The organism is Pseudomonas mucoides (assembly GCF_015461845.1).
GTDB classification, from domain to species: Bacteria; Pseudomonadota; Gammaproteobacteria; order Pseudomonadales; family Pseudomonadaceae; genus Aquipseudomonas; species Aquipseudomonas mucoides.
Genome location: NZ_JACOPW010000009.1, coordinates 156266 through 175312 on the forward strand (window position 1 = coordinate 156266; position 19047 = coordinate 175312).

13 protein-coding genes are annotated in these 19047 nt (G+C 60.3%); 5 read left to right on the forward strand and 8 right to left on the reverse strand.

The window, feature by feature from the left end; genetic code table 11:
• Window positions 1-16 precede the first annotated feature (16 nt).
• Complete coding sequence (gene amaA, locus H8F22_RS28155) at window positions 17-1300, reverse strand: L-pipecolate oxidase (protein WP_027921963.1); 1284 nt, start codon at window positions 1298-1300, stop codon at window positions 17-19.
• A gap of 89 nt (window positions 1301-1389) precedes the next feature.
• A complete protein-coding gene (gene amaB, locus H8F22_RS28160; protein WP_027921964.1) occupies window positions 1390-2880 on the reverse strand; it encodes an L-piperidine-6-carboxylate dehydrogenase in 1491 nt (496 codons plus the stop codon).
• Between the two features lie 175 nt (window positions 2881-3055).
• On the opposite strand from amaB, the gene H8F22_RS28165 reads away from it, so the two are divergent.
• The 3 genes from H8F22_RS28165 to nadE all read left to right on the forward strand — a co-directional run bounded on the left by H8F22_RS28165 (window position 3056) and on the right by nadE (window position 6155).
• Complete coding sequence (locus H8F22_RS28165) at window positions 3056-3967, forward strand: LysR family transcriptional regulator (protein ID WP_027921965.1); 912 nt, start codon at window positions 3056-3058, stop codon at window positions 3965-3967.
• A 129-nt stretch (window positions 3968-4096) separates the two neighbouring features.
• Window positions 4097-5323, forward strand: a complete 1227-nt coding sequence (pncB, locus tag H8F22_RS28170; RefSeq protein WP_027921966.1) for a nicotinate phosphoribosyltransferase — start codon at window positions 4097-4099, stop codon at window positions 5321-5323.
• A gap of 4 nt (window positions 5324-5327) precedes the next feature.
• On the forward strand, window positions 5328-6155 hold the full coding sequence (gene nadE, locus H8F22_RS28175; RefSeq protein WP_027921967.1) for an ammonia-dependent NAD(+) synthetase: 828 nt from the start codon (window positions 5328-5330) through the stop codon (window positions 6153-6155).
• Between the two features lie 190 nt (window positions 6156-6345).
• Here nadE and azu read toward each other — a convergent pair whose 3' ends face one another.
• Window positions 6346-6792: an azurin gene (azu, locus tag H8F22_RS28180; protein WP_027921968.1), complete on the reverse strand. Its 447-nt coding sequence runs from the start codon at window positions 6790-6792 to the stop codon at window positions 6346-6348.
• 344 nt (window positions 6793-7136) lie between these two features.
• Between azu and H8F22_RS28185 the strand changes: the two genes are divergently transcribed.
• Entirely contained in the window at window positions 7137-7724 is a 588-nt protein-coding gene (locus H8F22_RS28185; protein ID WP_027921969.1) for an LOG family protein, read from the forward strand.
• Between the two features lie 68 nt (window positions 7725-7792).
• Entirely contained in the window at window positions 7793-7981 is a 189-nt protein-coding gene (locus tag H8F22_RS28190) for a hypothetical protein (protein ID WP_007947526.1), read from the forward strand.
• Window positions 7982-8118: 137 nt separating this feature from the next.
• Here the strand turns inward: H8F22_RS28190 and H8F22_RS28195 are convergent, their stop codons facing one another.
• The 5 genes from H8F22_RS28195 to dnaB form a co-directional block, all read right to left on the reverse strand.
• On the reverse strand, window positions 8119-9009 hold the full coding sequence (locus tag H8F22_RS28195; protein ID WP_059181724.1) for a transglutaminase family protein: 891 nt from the start codon (window positions 9007-9009) through the stop codon (window positions 8119-8121).
• A complete protein-coding gene (locus H8F22_RS28200; RefSeq protein WP_027921971.1) occupies window positions 9009-11495 on the reverse strand; it encodes a circularly permuted type 2 ATP-grasp protein in 2487 nt (828 codons plus the stop codon). Before H8F22_RS28200 ends, H8F22_RS28195 begins: the two co-directional genes overlap by 1 nt.
• Window positions 11496-11583: 88 nt before the next feature.
• Window positions 11584-14859 (reverse strand): transglutaminase family protein, encoded by a 3276-nt coding sequence (locus H8F22_RS28205; RefSeq protein WP_027921972.1) that lies wholly within the window; start codon window positions 14857-14859, stop codon window positions 11584-11586.
• 243 nt (window positions 14860-15102) lie between these two features.
• The gene (locus H8F22_RS28210; protein WP_027921973.1) at window positions 15103-17406 is read right to left on the reverse strand and encodes a YgiQ family radical SAM protein; all 2304 of its coding nucleotides are present in this window, start codon (window positions 17404-17406) and stop codon (window positions 15103-15105) included.
• 187 nt (window positions 17407-17593) lie between these two features.
• A complete protein-coding gene (gene dnaB / locus H8F22_RS28215) occupies window positions 17594-18988 on the reverse strand; it encodes a replicative DNA helicase (protein ID WP_007947521.1) in 1395 nt (464 codons plus the stop codon).
• Window positions 18989-19047 lie beyond the last annotated feature (59 nt).

Sequence of the window (19047 nt, forward strand, 5' to 3'; positions counted from 1 at the left end):
CAACAAATTTCAACAATCAGATGACGATCCGCAAGCACTGGCCTGCGTGATACAGCGAGAATCCAGCCTCGTATAGACAACTGCGCAACCCTACTCCCGCCAGGGGCTGCATCGGTGCGAACGGAATCGGTAGCGCTTGAGGATTTCCGTTACACAAATAATCGGCAAAGGCTTTGCCGACGACTGTCCCCGTGGTCACGCCCCGGCCGTTGTAACCGGTGACTGCCACTAAACCGGGCGCCGGTTCGAACAGACGCATCAAATGATCGGGGGTGAACGCAATGCAGCCGGTCCACGTGCATTCCCACTCCACCGGTTTGAGGTAGGGGAAATAGTGTTGCTGAACGCGGTCAGCCCAGGCTTTGAGGAACCAGGCCGGTTTCTGATTGCCATTACCGAGACTTCCGAGCAACAGACGCCCGTCCTTGTCGCGACGAATGCTGCTGAGCACCTGACGGGTGTCCCAGGAACCCTGGCCGCCAGGCAGAATCTGTTGCGCGGCGTCTTCGGTCAGCGGGACCGAAGCCACTTGGTAGTAATAACCGGGGAAGAAATTGCGCCGCAACTCTGTCCAGTCACCTTCGGTGTAAGCGTTGGAAGCGATCACGACTTTCTCGGCCATGACCGAACCCTGAGCGGTTTGCACCGACCAGCGCTGGCCCTGGCGTTCGAGTCGGGTCACCGGGGAATGATCGAACAGGTGACCGCCGAGGCTGATGGCCGCTTTGGCCAGCCCGGTGGTGTAAGCCATCGGATTGAGGGTGCCCGCACGTCGATCAAGCAAGGCAGCGGCGATTTTCTTGGTACCCGTCGCCTGCTCGCAGGCCTGGCCGGTCAACAGTTCAACCGGCGCTCCGCGACGTTTCCATTGTTCTTCACGACTGCGCAAGTCCGCCTCGCCACGGGCGTTGTGCGCCATGTGCAGCGTGCCTTCGCGGCGTAACTGGCAATCGATGTTGTATTTGTCCACAAGGCTGAACACCAGGGACGGTGCCGCGCCGAGCATGCGGTTGAGCTGGCTGCCCACCGCTTCGCCGAAGCCGGCTTCGATGTCGTCCGGCGGAATCCACATGCCGGCGTTGACCAGGCCGACATTGCGCCCCGAACCGCCATGGCCGGCGCGATGAGCTTCCAGCACACACACCGATTTACCTTGTTCCAGTAGATGCACCGCCGCCGACAGACCGGTGAACCCGGCGCCGATGACGCAGACATCGACTGTCACTTCACCCTTGAGCGCCGCGTTGTCAGGCCTTTGCGGCGTCAGTTTTTCCCACAGACACTCTTCGCGTAACGGCATTGCAAGCTCCTGTCGGAGCAGCTACAAGTCGCAAGCTACAAGCCGCAAGCCAGTTTGCTTGCAGCTGGTAGCTTGTAGCTTGCCGCTGCTTAATCGAATGTAATGCCCTGAGCCAACGGCAATTCCAGCGAGTAGTTCACGGTGTTGGTCTGGCGACGCATGTAGCCGCGCCATGCATCGGAGCCCGATTCACGGCCACCGCCGGTTTCTTTTTCGCCACCAAACGCGCCACCGATTTCTGCGCCGCTCGGGCCGATGTTGACGTTGGCGATGCCGCAGTCGCTGCCGACCGCCGACATGAACTGCTCGGCTTCACGCACGTCGGTGGTGAAGATGCACGAAGACAGGCCTTGTGGCACGGCGTTGTTCAGGCGCAGGGCTTCGTCGAAATCCTTGTAGCCGATCACGTACAGAATCGGTGCGAAGGTTTCGTGGCAGACCACAGGGCTCTGCTCCGGCATTTCAACAATGGCCGGCGCGACGTAGTAGGCGTCAGGGAATTTGTCTTCCAGTTGACGCTTACCGCCGAATACCCGGCCGCCTTCGCTCAACGCCTGCTCCAGCGCGTCCTGCATGTTTTCAAAACTTTGTTTGTCGATCAGCGGACCGATCAGGTTGCCTTCCAGCGGATGGCCGATGCGCACTTTGGAATACGCGGCTTTCAAGCGGGTGACGATTTCTTCCTTCACCGATTCGTGCGCTATCAGGCGACGCAGGGTGGTGCAGCGCTGGCCGGCAGTGCCGACGGCGCTGAACAGGATGGCGCGAACGGCCATGTCCAGGTCGGCGCTAGGGCCGAGGATCATCGCGTTGTTGCCGCCCAGTTCGAGAATGCTGCGAGCGAAACGTGCGGCAATTTTCGGTGCCACTTCGCGGCCCATGCGGGTGCTGCCGGTGGCGCTGATCAGTGCGACACGCGGGTCATCGACCAGCGCTTCGCCAGCGTCGCGGCCGCCGATGATCACTTGGCTCAGGTGCGGTGGTGCGTCGCTGAAGTTTTTCAGTACGCGATCGAACAGCGCCTGGCAGGCCAGCGCGGTCAGCGGGGTTTTCTCGGACGGTTTCCAGATCACCGGGTTGCCGCAGACCAGCGCCAGCGTGGTGTTCCAGGCCCAGACCGCAACCGGGAAGTTGAACGCACTGATGACGCCGACAACGCCCAGCGGGTGCCAGGTTTCACGCATGTGGTGGCCAGGACGCTCGGACGCAATGGTCAGACCGTACAGCTGACGGGACAGACCGACGGCGAAATCGCAGATGTCGATCATTTCCTGAACTTCGCCCAGGCCTTCCTGAGTGATCTTGCCAGCTTCCCAGGAGACCAGTTCGCCAAGATCAGCCTTGTATTCGCGCAAGATGTCGCCCAATTGGCGCACCAGTTCGCCACGGCGCGGTGCCGGGACCTTGCGCCACAATTCGAACGCATGATCGGCACGACTGATGTGCTGCTCGACTTCAGCCGCGCCTTCCCAGTTCACGGCAGCAATCCGGCTGCCATCGATCGGCGAATGCACCGGCACTTTGCCGTTCTGGTACAGGGCCGGGTTTACACCAAGACGATCAAGCAATGCGGCAACCATGGGTCACTCCTCAAGCGAAAAACACAAAGGGTGCAGCCGGAATAATCACGGCTGATCAGACCTGTAGTTTTAGCGCCCCGGAGGTTACCCAACAAACGACCTTTAAGAGAGATATCATTCCGTTTATTCATGCTGCGAATTGCTGGTAAGAAAGAAACAAGAAAAAGGACTACCCATGCTGAATAAACGTTACCTGCCGTCGATCACCGCGCTGCAGTGTTTCGAGGCCGTGACCCGGCATTTGAGCTTCACCCGGGCCGCCGAAGAGCTGAACCTGACCCAGAGCGCGGTCAGTAAACAGGTCGCGCAACTTGAAGAATTGTTGCAGCACTTGTTGTTCCGCCGCGTGCGCCGACGCCTGCAAATGACTCCGGCCGGTGATTTGTACCTGGTGGAAGTCAGAAAAATCCTCACCCAGGTCGAGATGTCGACCCATTACCTGCGCTCCTACGGCGGGGAAACCGAAGTCTTGCGCGTCTCGACTCCGCCAACGTTCGGTGCGCGCTGGTTGGTGCCGCGCCTGAAAGGTTGGCGCCTGCGCCATCCCTCGATCCATCTGGACCTGTGCAGCGAGCAGGAAGCCGACGATTTATTGCAAGGTCGCAGCGATCTGGCGTTCTACTTCGGCCAGGGTTCAAGGCCCGGGACCGAATGCCTGAAGCTGTTCGGCGAAGAACTGGTGCCGGTTTGCGCACCGGGCAGCCTCCCCGACAAGCCGTTCACCGACCCGACACAGCTCACCGACCTGGTCCTGCTGCAAAACGCTTCTCGCCCGCAGGCCTGGCACGACTGGTTCGACAGTCAGGGCTACCACACCGAACACAGCTACCATGGCCCGCGGTTTGAAACCTTCTACATGTGCATTCGCGCCGCCCAGGTCGGCTGCGGCGTGGCGCTGTTGCCAAGGTTTTTGGTGGAAGAGGAATTGGCCGACGGCAAACTGGTCATCCCCTGGAAACACGCGATGCCGAGCACGGACGCCTATTACCTGGCGTATCCCGAGCATTCGGCGGAAGTGCCCAAGGTGCGGGATTTTGTGAAATGGATGCTGGAGCAGATAGATAGCCCGGATGGAGCACAAATCTAAAGTTTCACTCAATCCCTGTGGGAACGAGCTTGCTCGGTCCCACAGGGGTCTGCTGTTGTCCAAAAAATCGCTGGCAATTTTTACCCGTGATATGCGCCACTACCCCCATTCAATGCGGAGAACCCCGTTATGAGCGAGAGCGTGTTTGGCGATCGCATCGTGCAGAACCTGCTCGACACCGACTTCTACAAACTGACGATGATGCAGGCGGTGCTGCACAACTACCCGAACGTCGAAGTCGAATGGGAGTTTCGTTGCCGCAACAGTGAAGATTTGCGCCCGTACCTGGCGGAGATCCGTTTCCAGATCGAGCGTCTGGCAGAGTTGAGCCTGAGCCCTGATCAATTGGGTTTTCTGGAGCGCATCAGTTTTCTGAAGCCGGATTTCCTGCGGTTTCTCGGCTTGTTCCGCTTCAACCTGCGTTACATCCACACCGGCATCGAAAACGGCGAGTTGTTCATCCGCCTGCGCGGGCCGTGGCTGCATGTGATTCTGTTCGAAGTGCCGCTGCTGGCGATTGTCAGTGAAGTGCGCAACCGCTATCGCTACCGGGAGATCGTCCTGGAGCAGGCGCGCGAACAGCTGTACCGCAAGTTCGACTGGCTGACCGCCAACGCCAGCAGCGACGAATTGTCCGAGTTGCAGGTCGCCGATTTCGGCACGCGCCGGCGCTTTTCGTACCGCGTGCAAGAAGAAGTGGTCAACGTGCTCAAGCACGACTTCCCCGGGCGTTTCGTCGGCACCAGCAACGTGCACCTGTCCCGGGAACTGGACATGAAACCGTTGGGCACCATGGCCCACGAATGGATCATGGCCCATCAACAGCTCGGTCCACGGCTGATCGACAGTCAAATTGCCGCGCTCGACTGCTGGGTGCGCGAGTACCGTGGCCTGCTGGGGATTGCCCTGACTGACTGCATCACCATGGATGCGTTCCTCGGTGATTTCGATCTGTTCTTCGCCAAGCTTTTCGACGGCCTGCGCCACGACTCGGGTGATCCGGTGGCATGGGCGGAAAAAGCCATCGCTCATTATCACAAGCTCGGCATCGACCCGATGAGCAAGACGCTGACATTCTCCGACAGCCTGACGCTGCCCAAGTCGCTGGAAATATTCCGCGCGCTGCGGGGTCGGATCAATGTCAGCTTTGGCATCGGTACCCACCTGACCTGCGATATTCCAGGTGTCGAACCGATGAGCATCGTGCTTAAAATGACGGCCTGCAACGGCCAGCCCGTGGCAAAGATTTCTGATGAGCCTGGCAAGACTCACTGCAAAGACCCGAATTTCGTCGCCTATTTGCGACACGTTTTCAAAGTACCTGCCGCCCTTTCAAGCACATCTAGCAAGGAGTGAATTCATGCAAGCCGTACAGCGTGAGATTGCTGAGCAGCTCAAGGTTCAACCACCGTTCGCCGACGAGGCCGCCCTTGAGGCAGAAGTCGCCCGGCGGGTGAGTTTCATTCAGGATTGCCTGGTCAATTCCGGGCTCAAGACCCTGGTGCTGGGCATCAGCGGTGGCGTCGACTCCCTGACCGCCGGCCTGCTGGCCCAACGCGCGATGCGTGAACTGCGTCAGCGCACCGGCGACAAGAGTTACAAGTTCATCGCGGTGCGTTTGCCGTACGAGACTCAGTTCGATGAACACGATGCCCAGGCTTCGGTGGACTTCATCGCCCCGGACGAACGCCACACCGTGAACATCGGCCCGGCGGTCAAATCCCTGGCCAATGAAGTCGCGGCCTTCGAAGGCAAGCACGCGGTGTCGGTGGATTTCGTGCTCGGCAACACCAAGGCGCGCATGCGCATGGTTGCTCAGTACACCATCGCCGGCGCGGCCCATGGCCTGGTGATCGGCACCGACCATGCGGCGGAAGCGGTGATGGGTTTCTTCACCAAGTTCGGTGACGGCGCCTGCGACCTGGCACCGTTGAGTGGGCTGGTGAAGAATCAGGTTCGCGATATTGCTCGCAGCTTTGGTGCACCGGAATCGTTGGTAGAGAAAATCCCTACGGCGGATCTGGAAGACCTGTCGCCGGGTAAGCCGGATGAAGCGTCCCATGGCGTGACCTATGCCGAGATTGATGCGTTCCTGCACGGTGAGCCGGTGCGTGAGGAAGCGTTCAAGATCATTTGTGAGACTTACAAGAAAACTCATCACAAGCGGGTGATGCCGTTTGCGCCATAAGGACGTCGGCGTCTGTATGACGCCTTCGCGGGCAAGCCACGCTCCCACAGATTTTGTGTCGGACGCCGGTAATGGGCACGACGCAAATCCTGTGGGAGCGTGGCTTGCCCGCGATGAACGATGACTCGGTCAAACGTCAGGCACAAAAAAAGCGTCCCAAGCGGACGCTTTTTTTATGAGCTCGATTCGATTACTTCAGGGTAACCGTGCCTTTCATCATCGAGATGTGGCCCGGGAACGAGCAGAAGAAACCGTAATCGGTGCCCGCTGTCAGCTTCGATACATCGATGGTCAGCGTATCCTTCTCTCCGGCTCCGATGATTTTGGTATGAGCAATAACGCGATCATCACCGTCTTTCAGATAGTTTTTGTCGATACCGGCTGCCAGGCCATCGGTAGCGATCGGCTGCATATCTGCCGCTTTACTGATCACCAGGTTATGGCCCATGACATTTTTCGGCAGGCTGCCGGAGTGGGTCAGCTCTACGGTAAACGTCTTACAGCTTTTGTCGATTTCGATGGCCTTGGTGTTGAAGGTCATTTGATCGGTGGAGTCGACAGTGGCCTTGCATTCAGCAGCCATCAGTTGGCTGCTAGCCAGTGTCAGCAGGGATACCGCAACAAGTTTGGCAAACATGGTGAATCTCCAAGGCAGGGTTAACAAGAGTGCGAATGGACAGAAGACTGCCTGAAAACTGCGCAAGTTCCTATGACCTGAATCAAAAATTGTATACAACTTTCGGGCTATGACACCTATCGAAACAATCTACCAGCCAGACGTCTGGCCCGGCCCTATCATCAGGCCGTCATCCCTGATCTGGAGCGCCTGTCATGTCCTTTAACAGCCTGTTGCGCAGTTTGCTTGCCGCCTACGCCTGTGGTGCCAGCGGCACCTATGAAACACCCCAGCGCGAGGTTTAACCCTTGGAGCGTAGCTGACCTGCCTTTATTCTGTGGGCCATCCTGACCCTGGAGTAAGGCATGTCTTTAACGTCTGTTTGTGTATTTTGCGGCGCCAGCACCGGCACCCACCCAGCCTATCGTGAAGCGGCAGTTGCCTTGGGGCGAGCCTTGGCCGAGCGCAAGTTGACCCTGGTCTATGGCGGCGGTGCCGTCGGGCTGATGGGGATTGTGGCCGACGCGGCACTGGCGGCCGGCGGTGAAGTGATCGGGATCATCCCGCAAAGCCTCAAAGACAAGGAAATCGGCCACAGCGGCCTGACTCGTCTGGAAGTGGTCGACGGCATGCATGCGCGCAAGGCGCGGATGGCCGAACTCAGCGACGCGTTTATCGCGCTGCCCGGTGGCCTCGGCACCCTGGAAGAACTGTTCGAAGTCTGGACCTGGGGCCAGCTCGGCTATCACGGCAAGCCGCTCGGCCTGCTGGAAGTGAACGGTTTCTACAGCAAATTGACCGGTTTTCTTGATCATATCGTCGGCGAAGGCTTCGTTCGCGCACCGCACCGTGACATGCTGCAAGTGAGCGAATCACCGCAAACCCTGCTCGATGCCCTGGACGCCTGGCAACCGTCGGTCCTGCCAAAATGGACCGATCAAAAACCCAGCTAACGGCTCGGCACCGATACAGGGCAGAATATGCGCCGCTCAACCTCACCTTCGACCCCAGAGGATCGCCCATGGCTAAACCTAATTATTCCTTCGCCAAACGTCAGAGAGACTTGGCCAAGGAGCAGAAGAAAGAGGAAAAGCTTCAGCGCAAGAAAGCTACAGCTGAAGAAGAAGCAGCAGCACTGAACCCGGATGCCGAAGGCGAAGTGGCTACAGACGAAACTGAAGCACCGAAAGATCAGGCGCCCGACGCCTGAGACCCTCAGGGCCGGATGATCTGATCAGGCCCACCGGATCTGTGTCCAGGGTCAGCAGTTGTTTTTGCTGACCCTCACAGTCCCCCTCTGAAATACCCCAATCCATAGAACACACACACTCCTACAGGGGATCTGTGTTAATCCATTGGCATTACGGTGACGCGGACTTCCGGGTCGTGATTGCCGCCCCCCAGAATCACCCCACGCAATGGCGAAACATCGGAGAAATCCCGGCCCCAGGCCAGGGTGATGTGCTCAAGTGCCGGCTGAACGTTGTTGGTCGGGTCGAAATCGACCCAGCCCAGCACCGGGCAAAACACCGAGACCCAGGCGTGGGACGCGTCCGCGCCGATCAATCGCGGCTGCCCCGGCGGTGGCTGAGTCAGCAGGTAACCGCTGATATAGCGCGCCGCCAGACCACGAGAACGCACGCACGCGAGCATCAGGTGGGCGAAATCCTGGCAGACCCCGCGTCGGCGCTCCAGCACTTCCACCAACGGCGTCGCCACTTGGGTCGCTTCGGCGTCGAAGGTGAACTCGCTGAAGATTTTCTCCATCAGGGCCTGAACGCCCCACAGCAACGGTCGCCCCGCGGGAAAACAGCTCTCGGAGAACTCGACGAAATTGCGCTTCAAATGCACGTAAGGCGATTCGAACCGATACCGGCAGGCTTCGAGTATGTCGGGGGACAGCGGCTGGCTGCTGTAGGTCAACGCATTGCGGGTGTCCTCCCAGGGCGGCGACTGTTTGAAGTCCAGCACGGGCCGGGGCAGGACCTCGACGGTCAGGCTGGCATTGACCAGCAATTCATCGTGCGGGCGCTCGAAGGCCAGGCGCGTGAGCGGATTGCCAAACACATCCAGCTCATCCCGGCGCGTGGTCGGGTCGGGACTGATCTGCAATTGTCGAGCGGTGCAGCGTTGCCAGGCGCAGGGCCGCGGCCAGAGATGAGCGAGCTGCTGAGCCAAAGAAACCGGGCTGTCATAGTGATAATGGGTGTCGTGGAAAATCTGGTAGTGAGCACTCATCAGACAGACACCGTACGTTGGCTGACGTCATCGACATGAGCAAAATGGCGCAGGGCCAGGCGATCCGAGACCTGGCCACTGGCGTCGGCAATCTCTTGCAGCAAATCGGCCAGCCCATCGAGCGCGGCGCGAACGCTGGCTTCGCCGAACAAGGCGTTTTCCAGGCAGCCCAGATCGAACTGCGCCAGCCGCTCCACCAACAGCGGCAAACCGGCTTCGCGTGGCGCGCCAAAGTCGTCATTCAAGCGTTTCAGGGTTCGCGTCACCAACTTCAACTGGAACAGTACGGCGTGAGGGTTCTGCTCATCGAGCAGCAACAGGTCGAGCACCGGCAGCAATTGCGCCACCGCCAGATACCGCGAGCGGTAGGTGATGCTGCTGTTGCCCAACTCCAGCAGCCATTCCAGCCCGGCCTGATCAAAAGCCCCGGCACCGCGCAGAAACGCTGAAAGGCTGGCGCTGAGAAATTGCAGACGCTCGATCCGTCGGCCGATCATCAGGAAGCGCCAGCCTTCGTCGCGGGTCATGTCGTCCAGGGCGAAACCTGACAGCGCCGCCAGCGACATCACTAGACGGTTGAGGAAATCCAGCAGCTCACCAAAGTCCGGCTCTCCGGTTTCCAGTTCCATGGCTTCGCGCTGCAATTCCACCAGCGCCTGCCAATTTTCCCGCGAGAGTTTGCCGCGCACTTGCGAGGCCGCCCACTGCAGGCGTTGCAGATTGGAACGCAGGCTGAATGGCCAATCGTCACCGAGCAAGGCGGCCAACAAACGCTCCGGCAACTCGCCTTCATCGGGCAAAAGATTCAGCCGTTCACCGAGGTCGACGGCCGCCTGCAAGGCTTGCGGATCATCGCCGTCGACGTAGCGCGCCAGCACGATCCGCAGCAGTCGCGCGCTGTCATCACAACGTTCGCAATAGCGGCCGAACCAAAACAGGTTTTCCACCACCCGCGAGGGCAGATAAGGGTCTCGCCGAACCAAGTCATGCACACCGATCGTGCGCTGGGTTTTCCATTGCTCGCCGCTGGGCGGACGATCCCCTAGTACCCACGTGTCCTTGCTCGCACCGCCGCGCTGCATCGACACCACTTCGGCGTCCGCCTCGGCCGCCACGCGGGTCAGACCGCCGGGTAAAACCCGGTAGCCGTCATGGCTGGCCACGGCGTAGACGCGCATGCCGATGGCACGCGGTTGCAATTGACCGTCTTCGGCCTGCCAGATCGGCGCCTGGGACAACTGGGCCATTTCTTGCGCCACATAGGCATAAGGCCGCGCCTGCATGCGCTCAGCCAGGGCCTGACGCTGTTTTTCACTCAGATCACGGCCAAACACAGGCGCGAAGCTTTGAGACGGGAACGCTGGTTTGATCAGCAACTCTGGCAATTTTTCCAGCGCTTGAGCCAGCACGGGCGCCTCGCCGCACCACCAGGTTGCGATGGACGGCAGGATCAGTTCTTCGCCGAACAGGAACTGATTGATCTTCGGCAGAAAGCCCAATAACCCCGGCGACTCCAGCACGCCGCTGCCGAGGGCATTCGCCACCAACACCCGCCCTCGCCGCACGGCTTCGAGCAGCCCCGGCACGCCCAGTGCAGAATCGGTGCGCAGCTCCAGCGGGTCGCAGAAATCATCGTCGAGCCGGCGCATGATTGCGTGAACCCGACGCAGGCCGCTCAGGGTTTTCAGGTAGACCGTGGCATCGCGCACCGTGAGGTCGCCGCCCTCCACCAATGGGTAACCGAGCTGACGCGCCAGATACAAGTGTTCGAAATAGCTTTCATTGAAGCGCCCCGGGGTCAGCAACACGATCAGCGGAGCTTCATCATCGCGCGGGGCCTGACGAGCCAGGGTTTCCTGAAGCGTGCGGAAGAACCCGGCCAGATGCTGCACTTTCAAATCGCGATACAGCTCGGGAAAGGCCCGGGACACGATGGTGCGGTTTTCCAGGGCGTAACCGGCGCCGGACGGCGCTTGCGTCCGGTCCGCGGTGACCCACCAGCGGCCATCAGGCGTGCGTGCCAGATCGACGGCATACAGATGCAGAAAAACCCCGTCGGGCGGCGCAATGCCCTGACAGGGCCAGAGGAAGTTGTTATGACCGAACACCAGTTCTGCCGGCAACAGACCTTCGGCGATCAAGCGTTGCGGGCCGTACAGATCCGCCAGCACCGCATTCAACAGACGCGCCCGCTGTGCGATCCCAGCTGACAGCTGCGCCCACTCATCCGCGGCAATCACATGGGGCAACAGATCCAGTTCCCACGGCCGATCCGCGCCTTTTGGATCGGCGTAAACGTTGTAGGTCACGCCGTTTTCCTGGATCTGCCGGGTCAACAAGGCCTGACGCAGCACCAATTGTGCAGGCGTGCTGCGTTGCAATTGGTCGATCAGCCGACGCCAGTGCGGGCGTACGGTGCCGCTGTCGTCGAGCAGTTCGTGATAAGTGCCCGCCGTCAGCGGGTAGCGGTCAAGCAGGTCAGGCATGGAAAGCTCGGCAGACAGCAAAGAACAGTCAGACTAACGCACGCTCATGACGCCCGGATAGACGAAAAATCCGAGCGTCGCGTACGACTTAGAAACGTCGTAAATCGAGCGTCATCGGCAGCTCGTCGTTGATTTCCACAGTCGGTACGGGCAGTTTTCCCGGCGTGTGCCCTATACGGAAAAATCGCGCCATTCGCCGGCTCTCGGCCTCATTGGCGTTCACCGGCAGGCTGTCGTAGTTGCGCCCACCCGGATGGGCCACGTGGTATTGGCAGCCGCCTAGCGAACGCTGCATCCAGGTGTCGAGCAAGTCGAACACCAATGGCGCGTGGACCGGGATGGTCGGTTGCAAACAGTTGGCCGGTTGCCAGGCGCGAAAACGCACGCCGGCAACAAACTCCCCAACCCGTCCGGTGGGTTGCAACGGCACCGGAATACCATTGCAGGTCAGCAGATAACGTTGCGGTGGCAGGCCGGTGAGCTTGACCTGCAAACGCTCCAGCGATGAATCCACATACCGCACCGTGCCGCCGACCGCGCCCTCCTCACCCAACACATGCCACGGTTCCAGTGCCTGACGCAATTGCAGTTCAATGCCGCTGACCGCGTAATCACCGACCTTGGGAAAACGGAACTCCAGATGCGCGGCGAACCACTCGGCCCGCACCGGATACCCGGCCGCATTGAGATCGACAATGACGTCAGCGAAATCCTGTTCGATAAAGTGCGGCAACAAGAACCGGTCGTGCAGCTCCGTGCCCCAGCGCGCGAGCTTCGGCGGCGCATAAGGCTCACGCCAGAACCGCGCGACCAGCGCTCGCAGCAACAATTGCTGAGCCAGGCTCATGCGCGCGTGTGGAGGCATTTCAAAGGCACGCAACTCCAGCAAGCCAAGACGTCCGGTGGCACCGTCCGGCGAATAGAGTTTGTCGATGCAGAATTCGGCACGGTGGGTGTTGCCGGTCACGTCGATCAGCAGGTTACGCAGCAACCGATCCACCCGCCATGGCGCGCATTCCTCACCCGGTGCAGGCATTTGGGCGAAGGCGATTTCCAGTTCATACAGCGCATCGTTGCGCGCTTCATCGACGCGCGGTGCCTGGGACGTCGGGCCGATGAACAGCCCGGAAAACAGGTAGGACAGCGACGGATGGTTATGCCAGTAGCTGATCAAGCTGCGCAGCAAGTCGGGACGACGCAGAAACGGCGAGTCGGCCGGGGTCGCGCCGCCGAGCACAAAATGGTTACCGCCCCCCGTGCCTGTGTGCCGCCCGTCAATCATGAATTTTTCGGTGGTCAGTCGGGTCTGGCGCGCTTCTTCGTACAGAAACTCGGTGCGCTCAACCAACTCGTCCCAGGTCGCGGATGGCTGCACGTTGACTTCGATCACGCCCGGATCCGGGGTGATACGAAAGTTGCTCAGACGCGGATCGCTTGGCGGTTCATAGCCTTCCAGCAACACCGGGCAATGCAGCTCTTCGGCAGTGGCCTCGATGGCGGTGACCAGTTCCAGATAATCCTCGACCCGCTCCAGCGGCGGCATGAACAGGTACAACCGCCCTTCCCGGGCTTCAGCGCAGAACGCCGTGCGTGTCAGCCAGTCGGCAGACTCGTCGATTTTCGGCTCACGCTCAACCGCTTCGGCCGGCGCGCCTGGACTGTTCAACGCCATGGTGTCGGGAAGCGCCGGGAATTCCTGATTCGGGTCGTTGGGATGAATGAACGGATACTCGGCCGCTTTCACCCAAGGCTGCGAGCCGAGCGGCAAGCGATAACCCAGCGGAGAATCCCCCGGCACCAGCCGGCAATGCTCGTCACGCAGATACCAGCGACCGCTTTGCCATTGATCACCCTTGGCGGTGCGCGCCAGCGGCAGGACCTGGCCAATGACTTTATCCAGCCCCTGGCTGAAGACTTTACGCAGACGTGCACGCTCCAGCGGCTCTTCCAGACGTGAGTCTTCGGCGCTGACGTTCTGCGGCAATGTGCCTTCGCGCCATAGGTAATAGAAATTGTCTTCGTAGGCCGGGAACACGAAGCGTGTCGGAAGCTTCAGCCGTTCGGCGACGCTCGCCAGAAACCGACCGGCCAGTGCGCCATCAGCGCCGTAGTCTTCCTGCTCATCGGCGATCAGCCCGCTGTTGTGCCAGATCGGCACGCCATCGCGGCGCCAATAGCAATTCAACGACCAACGTGGCAACTGCTCACCGGGGTACCACTTGCCCTGGCCGAAATGTACGAGGCCTTTGGGCGCGTAGTGTTTGCGCATGCGCTGGAACAGTTCGGCGGACAGTCGACGCTTGTCCGGCCCGAGCGCGGCGGTGTTCCACTCGGCGCCATCCGGGTCATCGATGGAAACGAAGGTCGGCTCGCCGCCCATGGTCAGGCGCACATCGTCTTCCAGCAGGTCGGCATCGATCTGCCGGCCCAGCGCCTGGATCGCCAACCATTGATCGTCGGTATAGGGCCTGGTGACGCGAGGGGCCTCCCAAATCCGTTCCACGGACATTTCGTGGGTGAACTCGCACTCGCACGGCTCCACCAGGCCACTGATCGGCGCCGCAGAGCCCGGATCGGGGCTGCACGCCAACGGAATGTGGCCTTCGCCGGCAAACAGCCCTGAGGTCGCGTCCAGGCCGATCCAGCCGGCACCGGGCAAATAGACTTCGCACCAGGCATGCAGGTCGGTGAAGTCCACGTCAGTGCCGGATGGACCGTCGAGGCTTTTGACGTCGGCGGTCAATTGAATCAGGTAACCGGAAACAAAGCGCGCGGCCAGCCCGAGGTTACGCAGCAGTTGCACCAGCAACCAGGCCGAGTCGCGGCAGGAACCGGAGGCGTGTTCGAGGGTGTGCTCGGGTGTCTGTACGCCCGGTTCCATGCGGATCAGGTAACCGATGTCTTCGCTCAAGCGCTGGTTGAGCGCGACGAGGAAATCCACGCTGGGCAGCGGCGTGCGGTCGATGCCGTCCAGATAGGCCTTGAACTTCGGCGTCAGGGGCAGGGTTTCCAGGTACGGCGCCAGTTCCTTGCGCTCGTCGGCGGCGTAGGTAAACGGGATTTTTTCCGCGTAGGGCTCGAGGAAAAAGTCGAAGGGATTGAAGACCGCCATTTCCGCGAGCAGATCGACTTCGATCCGCAGCTCATCGGTTTTCTCCGGAAACACCAACCGCGCCAGGTAATTGCCCTGCGGGTCTTGTTGCCAGTTGATGAAGTGCTGCTCGGGCGAGACTTTCAGCGCATAGGACAGGATCCGCGTGCGACTGTGGGCGGCCGGGCGCAGGCGAACGATCTGCGGACCGAGTTCGACAGCGCGGTCGTAGCGGTAATGCGTGACGTGGTGCAATGCGACATGAATCGACACGGCGTGCCTCCTGCGAGCCCTAAGCGTTATCGAAAGCGCGCAAGACTTATGCCATCGCGGCATCGCTGGCGCTTTCTCCATTTGCTTGAGGCAGTACAGCACCAAAATCGGGCGATGCGGGAAATTGGTTGGGGGTAGTTGCACGCAAATGTTGCGGTCGGGGCGCCGTCGGCCGGGTTTTCAGTGGCGCACAACGTAAAACGCCAACCCGAAGGTTGGCGTTCTGTTCAGCTCAAGCAAGGCTTAGCGCGGTACAACCGGCTTGCGGGCAGGCTTAGGACCCTTGCCTTTCGCCGCGTCCTTGCGCTCCTTGGCCGCCTGCTGGTTGCGGGCGAACGCCGCCGCCTTGGCCTGTTCACGCTTGTCCCACGGGTTACCGCCATCGCTGGCACGCGGTGGCAGGCCGGTGTGCTGGGTCAGGATCTTGGTGGTCTTTTCCCCTGCAACCTTGTGACTGCCAGCCGGTGTCGAGTTCTTGCGACGGGCGCTCTGGTAGCTGTCGGTCGCCGGTTGATGCAGCGGGATCAACTGGTTCTTGCCCGGCCCGATCAGGTCGGCGCGGCCCATGCGGGTCAGCGCTTCACGCAGCATCGGCCAGCCTTTCGGGTCGTGATAACGCAAGAACGCTTTATGCAGGCGACGCTGCTCTTCGCTCTTGACGATGGTCACGGCGTCGCTCTTGTAAGTGACCTTGCGCAGCGGGTTCTTGCCCGAATGGTACATCGCGGTGGCGGTGGCCATCGGCGACGGGTAGAACGCCTGCACCTGGTCGGCGCGGAAGCCGTTGCCCTTGAGCCACAGGGCCAGGTTCATCATGTCTTCGTCGGTGGTGCCCGGGTGGGCGGCGATGAAGTACGGAATCAGGTACTGCTCTTTCCCGGCTTCCTTGGAGTACTTCTCGAACATGCGCTTGAACTTGTCATAGCTGCCAATGCCGGGCTTCATCATCTGGTTGAGCGGACCTTCCTCGGTGTGTTCCGGGGCGATCTTGAGGTAACCACCGACGTGGTGGGTCACCAGCTCCTTGACGTATTCCGGCGACTCGACCGCGAGGTCGTAGCGCAGGCCGGAAGCGATCAAAATTTTCTTCACGCCCGGCAAGGCACGGGCGCTGCGGTAGAGCTGAATCAACGACGAGTGATCGGTGTTCAGGTTCGGGCAGATGCCAGGGAACACGCACGAAGGCTTGCGGCACGCGGATTCGATTTCCGGGCTCTTGCAGGCGATGCGGTACATGTTCGCGGTCGGGCCGCCGAGGTCGGAAATGACGCCGGTGAAACCCGGCACCTTGTCGCGGATCTCTTCGATTTCGCGAATGATCGACTCTTCGGAGCGGTTCTGAATGATCCGGCCTTCGTGCTCGGTGATCGAGCAGAAGGTGCAGCCGCCGAAGCAGCCACGCATGATGTTCACCGAGAAGCGGATCATGTCGTAGGCCGGAATCTTTTCCTTGCCGTACGCCGGGTGCGGGATGCGCGCATAGGGCATGCCGAACACGTAGTCCATTTCTTCAGTGGTCATCGGAATCGGCGGCGGGTTGAACCAGACATCGACGTCGCCATGCTTCTGCACCAGCGCGCGGGCGTTGCCCGGGTTGGTTTCAAGGTGAAGCACGCGGTTGGCGTGAGCGTACAGAACGGCGTCGCCACGGACTTTTTCTACCGACGGCAGACGAATCACGGTCTTGTCGCGGGTCATCTTCGGGCTGGCCAGGATCTGTACGACCTTGGCTTCAGTCGGATCTTCAACCGGCCCTTTTTCCTGCTCGATGGCGCAGGCCTGGGTGTCCTGGGTGTTCACGTACGGGTTGATGATCTTGTCGACCTTGCCCGGACGGTCGATGCGCGTGGAATCGACTTCGTACCAGTCTTTCGGCGTATCACGACGGATGAACGCGGTGCCGCGCACGTCGGTGATGTCTTCGATCTTGTGACCGTAGGACAGACGCTGGGCGACTTCGACGATCGCACGCTCGGCGTTGCCGTAGAGCAGGATGTCGGCACAGGCGTCGATCAGGATCGAGTTGCGCACCCGGTCCTGCCAGTAATCGTAGTGGGCGATGCGGCGCAGGGACGCTTCGATGCCACCGAGCACGATCGGCACGTGGTTGTAGGCTTCCTTGCAGCGCTGGCTGTAAACCAGGCTCGCACGGTCCGGCCGCTTGCCCGCCAGGCCACCGGGGGTGTAGGCGTCGTCAGAGCGGATTTTCTTGTCGGCGGTGTAGCGGTTGATCATCGAGTCCATGTTGCCGGCCGCGACACCGAAGAACAGGTTCGGCTCGCCGAGCTTCATGAAGTCGTCTTTGGACTGCCAGTTCGGCTGGGCAATGATCCCGACGCGGAAGCCTTGCGACTCCAGCAGCCGGCCGATGATCGCCATGCCGAACGACGGATGGTCAACGTACGCATCACCGGTGACGATGATGATGTCGCAGGAATCCCAGCCAAGCTGATCCATCTCCTCCCTGCTCATCGGCAGGAATGGCGCTGGACCGAAACATTCGGCCCAGTACTTGGGATAGTCAAATAACGGCTTGGCTGTTTGCATGACGATGACCGGTGTTGAGATGAAAAATCGCGGGCGCGGAATATAGCACAAAAAATAACCAATTCCGACGGCTATGGTCGGAAATTAGTGTCGACCCAATCGCGAGCAAACCCGCTCCCACAAGAACGTTGAGATCCCTGTGGGAGCGGGCTTGCCCGCGAAGAGGCCCTCTCAGGCACAACACAACTTACTCGTCGTCGAAGTTATAGCTGCCCGGCGCCAGGTTTTCGAAGCGGGTGTACTTGCCGATGAACGCCAGTCGCGACGTGCCGATCGGGCCGTTCCGCTGTTTACCGATAATGATTTCGGCGATGCCTTTGTGCTCGGTTTCCGGGTGATATACCTCATCCCGGTACACGAACATGATGACGTCAGCATCCTGCTCGATCGCTCCGGATTCCCGGAGGTCGGAGTTGATCGGACGTTTGTTTGGTCGTTGCTCCAGGGAGCGGTTGAGCTGAGACAACGCCACCACCGGGCAGTTGAATTCCTTGGCCAGGGCTTTCAAGGAACGGGAGATCTCGGAAATCTCGTTGGTCCGGTTGTCACCGCCGGAACCTGGAATCTGCATCAATTGCAGGTAGTCGATCATGATCAGGGCGACATCGCCGTGCTCACGCACCAATCGACGGGTTCGCGCACGCATCTCCGACGGGCTGATACCGGCCGTATCGTCGATGAACAGTTTGCGGTCGTTGAGCAGGTTGACCGCCGAGGTCAGGCGCGGCCAATCGTCGTCGTCGAGGCGACCGGCCCGGACCTTGGTCTGGTCAATACGGCCCAGGGACGACAACATACGCATGATCAGCGATTCACCTGGCATCTCGAGCGAGTAAACCAGGACGCACTTGTCGCTGCGCAACACGGCGTTTTCCACCAGGTTCATCGCAAAGGTGGTTTTACCCATGGACGGACGGCCGGCGACGATGATCAGGTCGGACGGCTGCAGGCCGCTGGTCTTCTCGTCGAGGTCGGTGTAGCCGGTGGACAGGCCGGTGATGGCGTTGTCGGTGTTGAACAGGGTGTCGATGCGGTCGATGGCCTTGGTCAGCAGGTCATTCACGCTCACCGGGCCGCCGGTTTTGGGCCGGGCCTCGGCGATCTGGAAGATCTGCCGTTCAGCTTCGTCGAGAATCTCTTCAGCCGTGCGGCCTTCCGGATTGAAGGCACTGTCGGCAATCTCGGTAGCGATGCCGATCAGTTGGCGCAATGTCGCCCGCGCACGAACGATCTGTGCGTAAGCCTTGATGTTGGCGACGGACGGCGTGTTTTTCGCCAGTTCGCCAAGGTAACCGAGACCACCGACCTGCGAGGTCTGACCTTCCTTGTCCAATTGCTCGGCAAGGGTCACGACGTCGATCGGGGAGTTCTGGTCGGCGAGCTTGGCGATCGCGCGGAAGATCAGGCGGTGGTCATGTCGATAGAAGTCGCCATCCGACACTTGATCGAGCACGCGTTCCCAGGCGTTGTTGTCCAGCATCAAACCACCGAGCACGGCCTGTTCGGCCTCGATGGAGTGCGGCGGCACCTTCAGGGAAGCGGTTTGCAGATCGTATTGCTCAGGTGCGGAGATATCGTTCATGGCCACTTGAATTGAGTGTGTGAAAATCAGGAACTGCAGAAAGACAAAGGGCACGACCT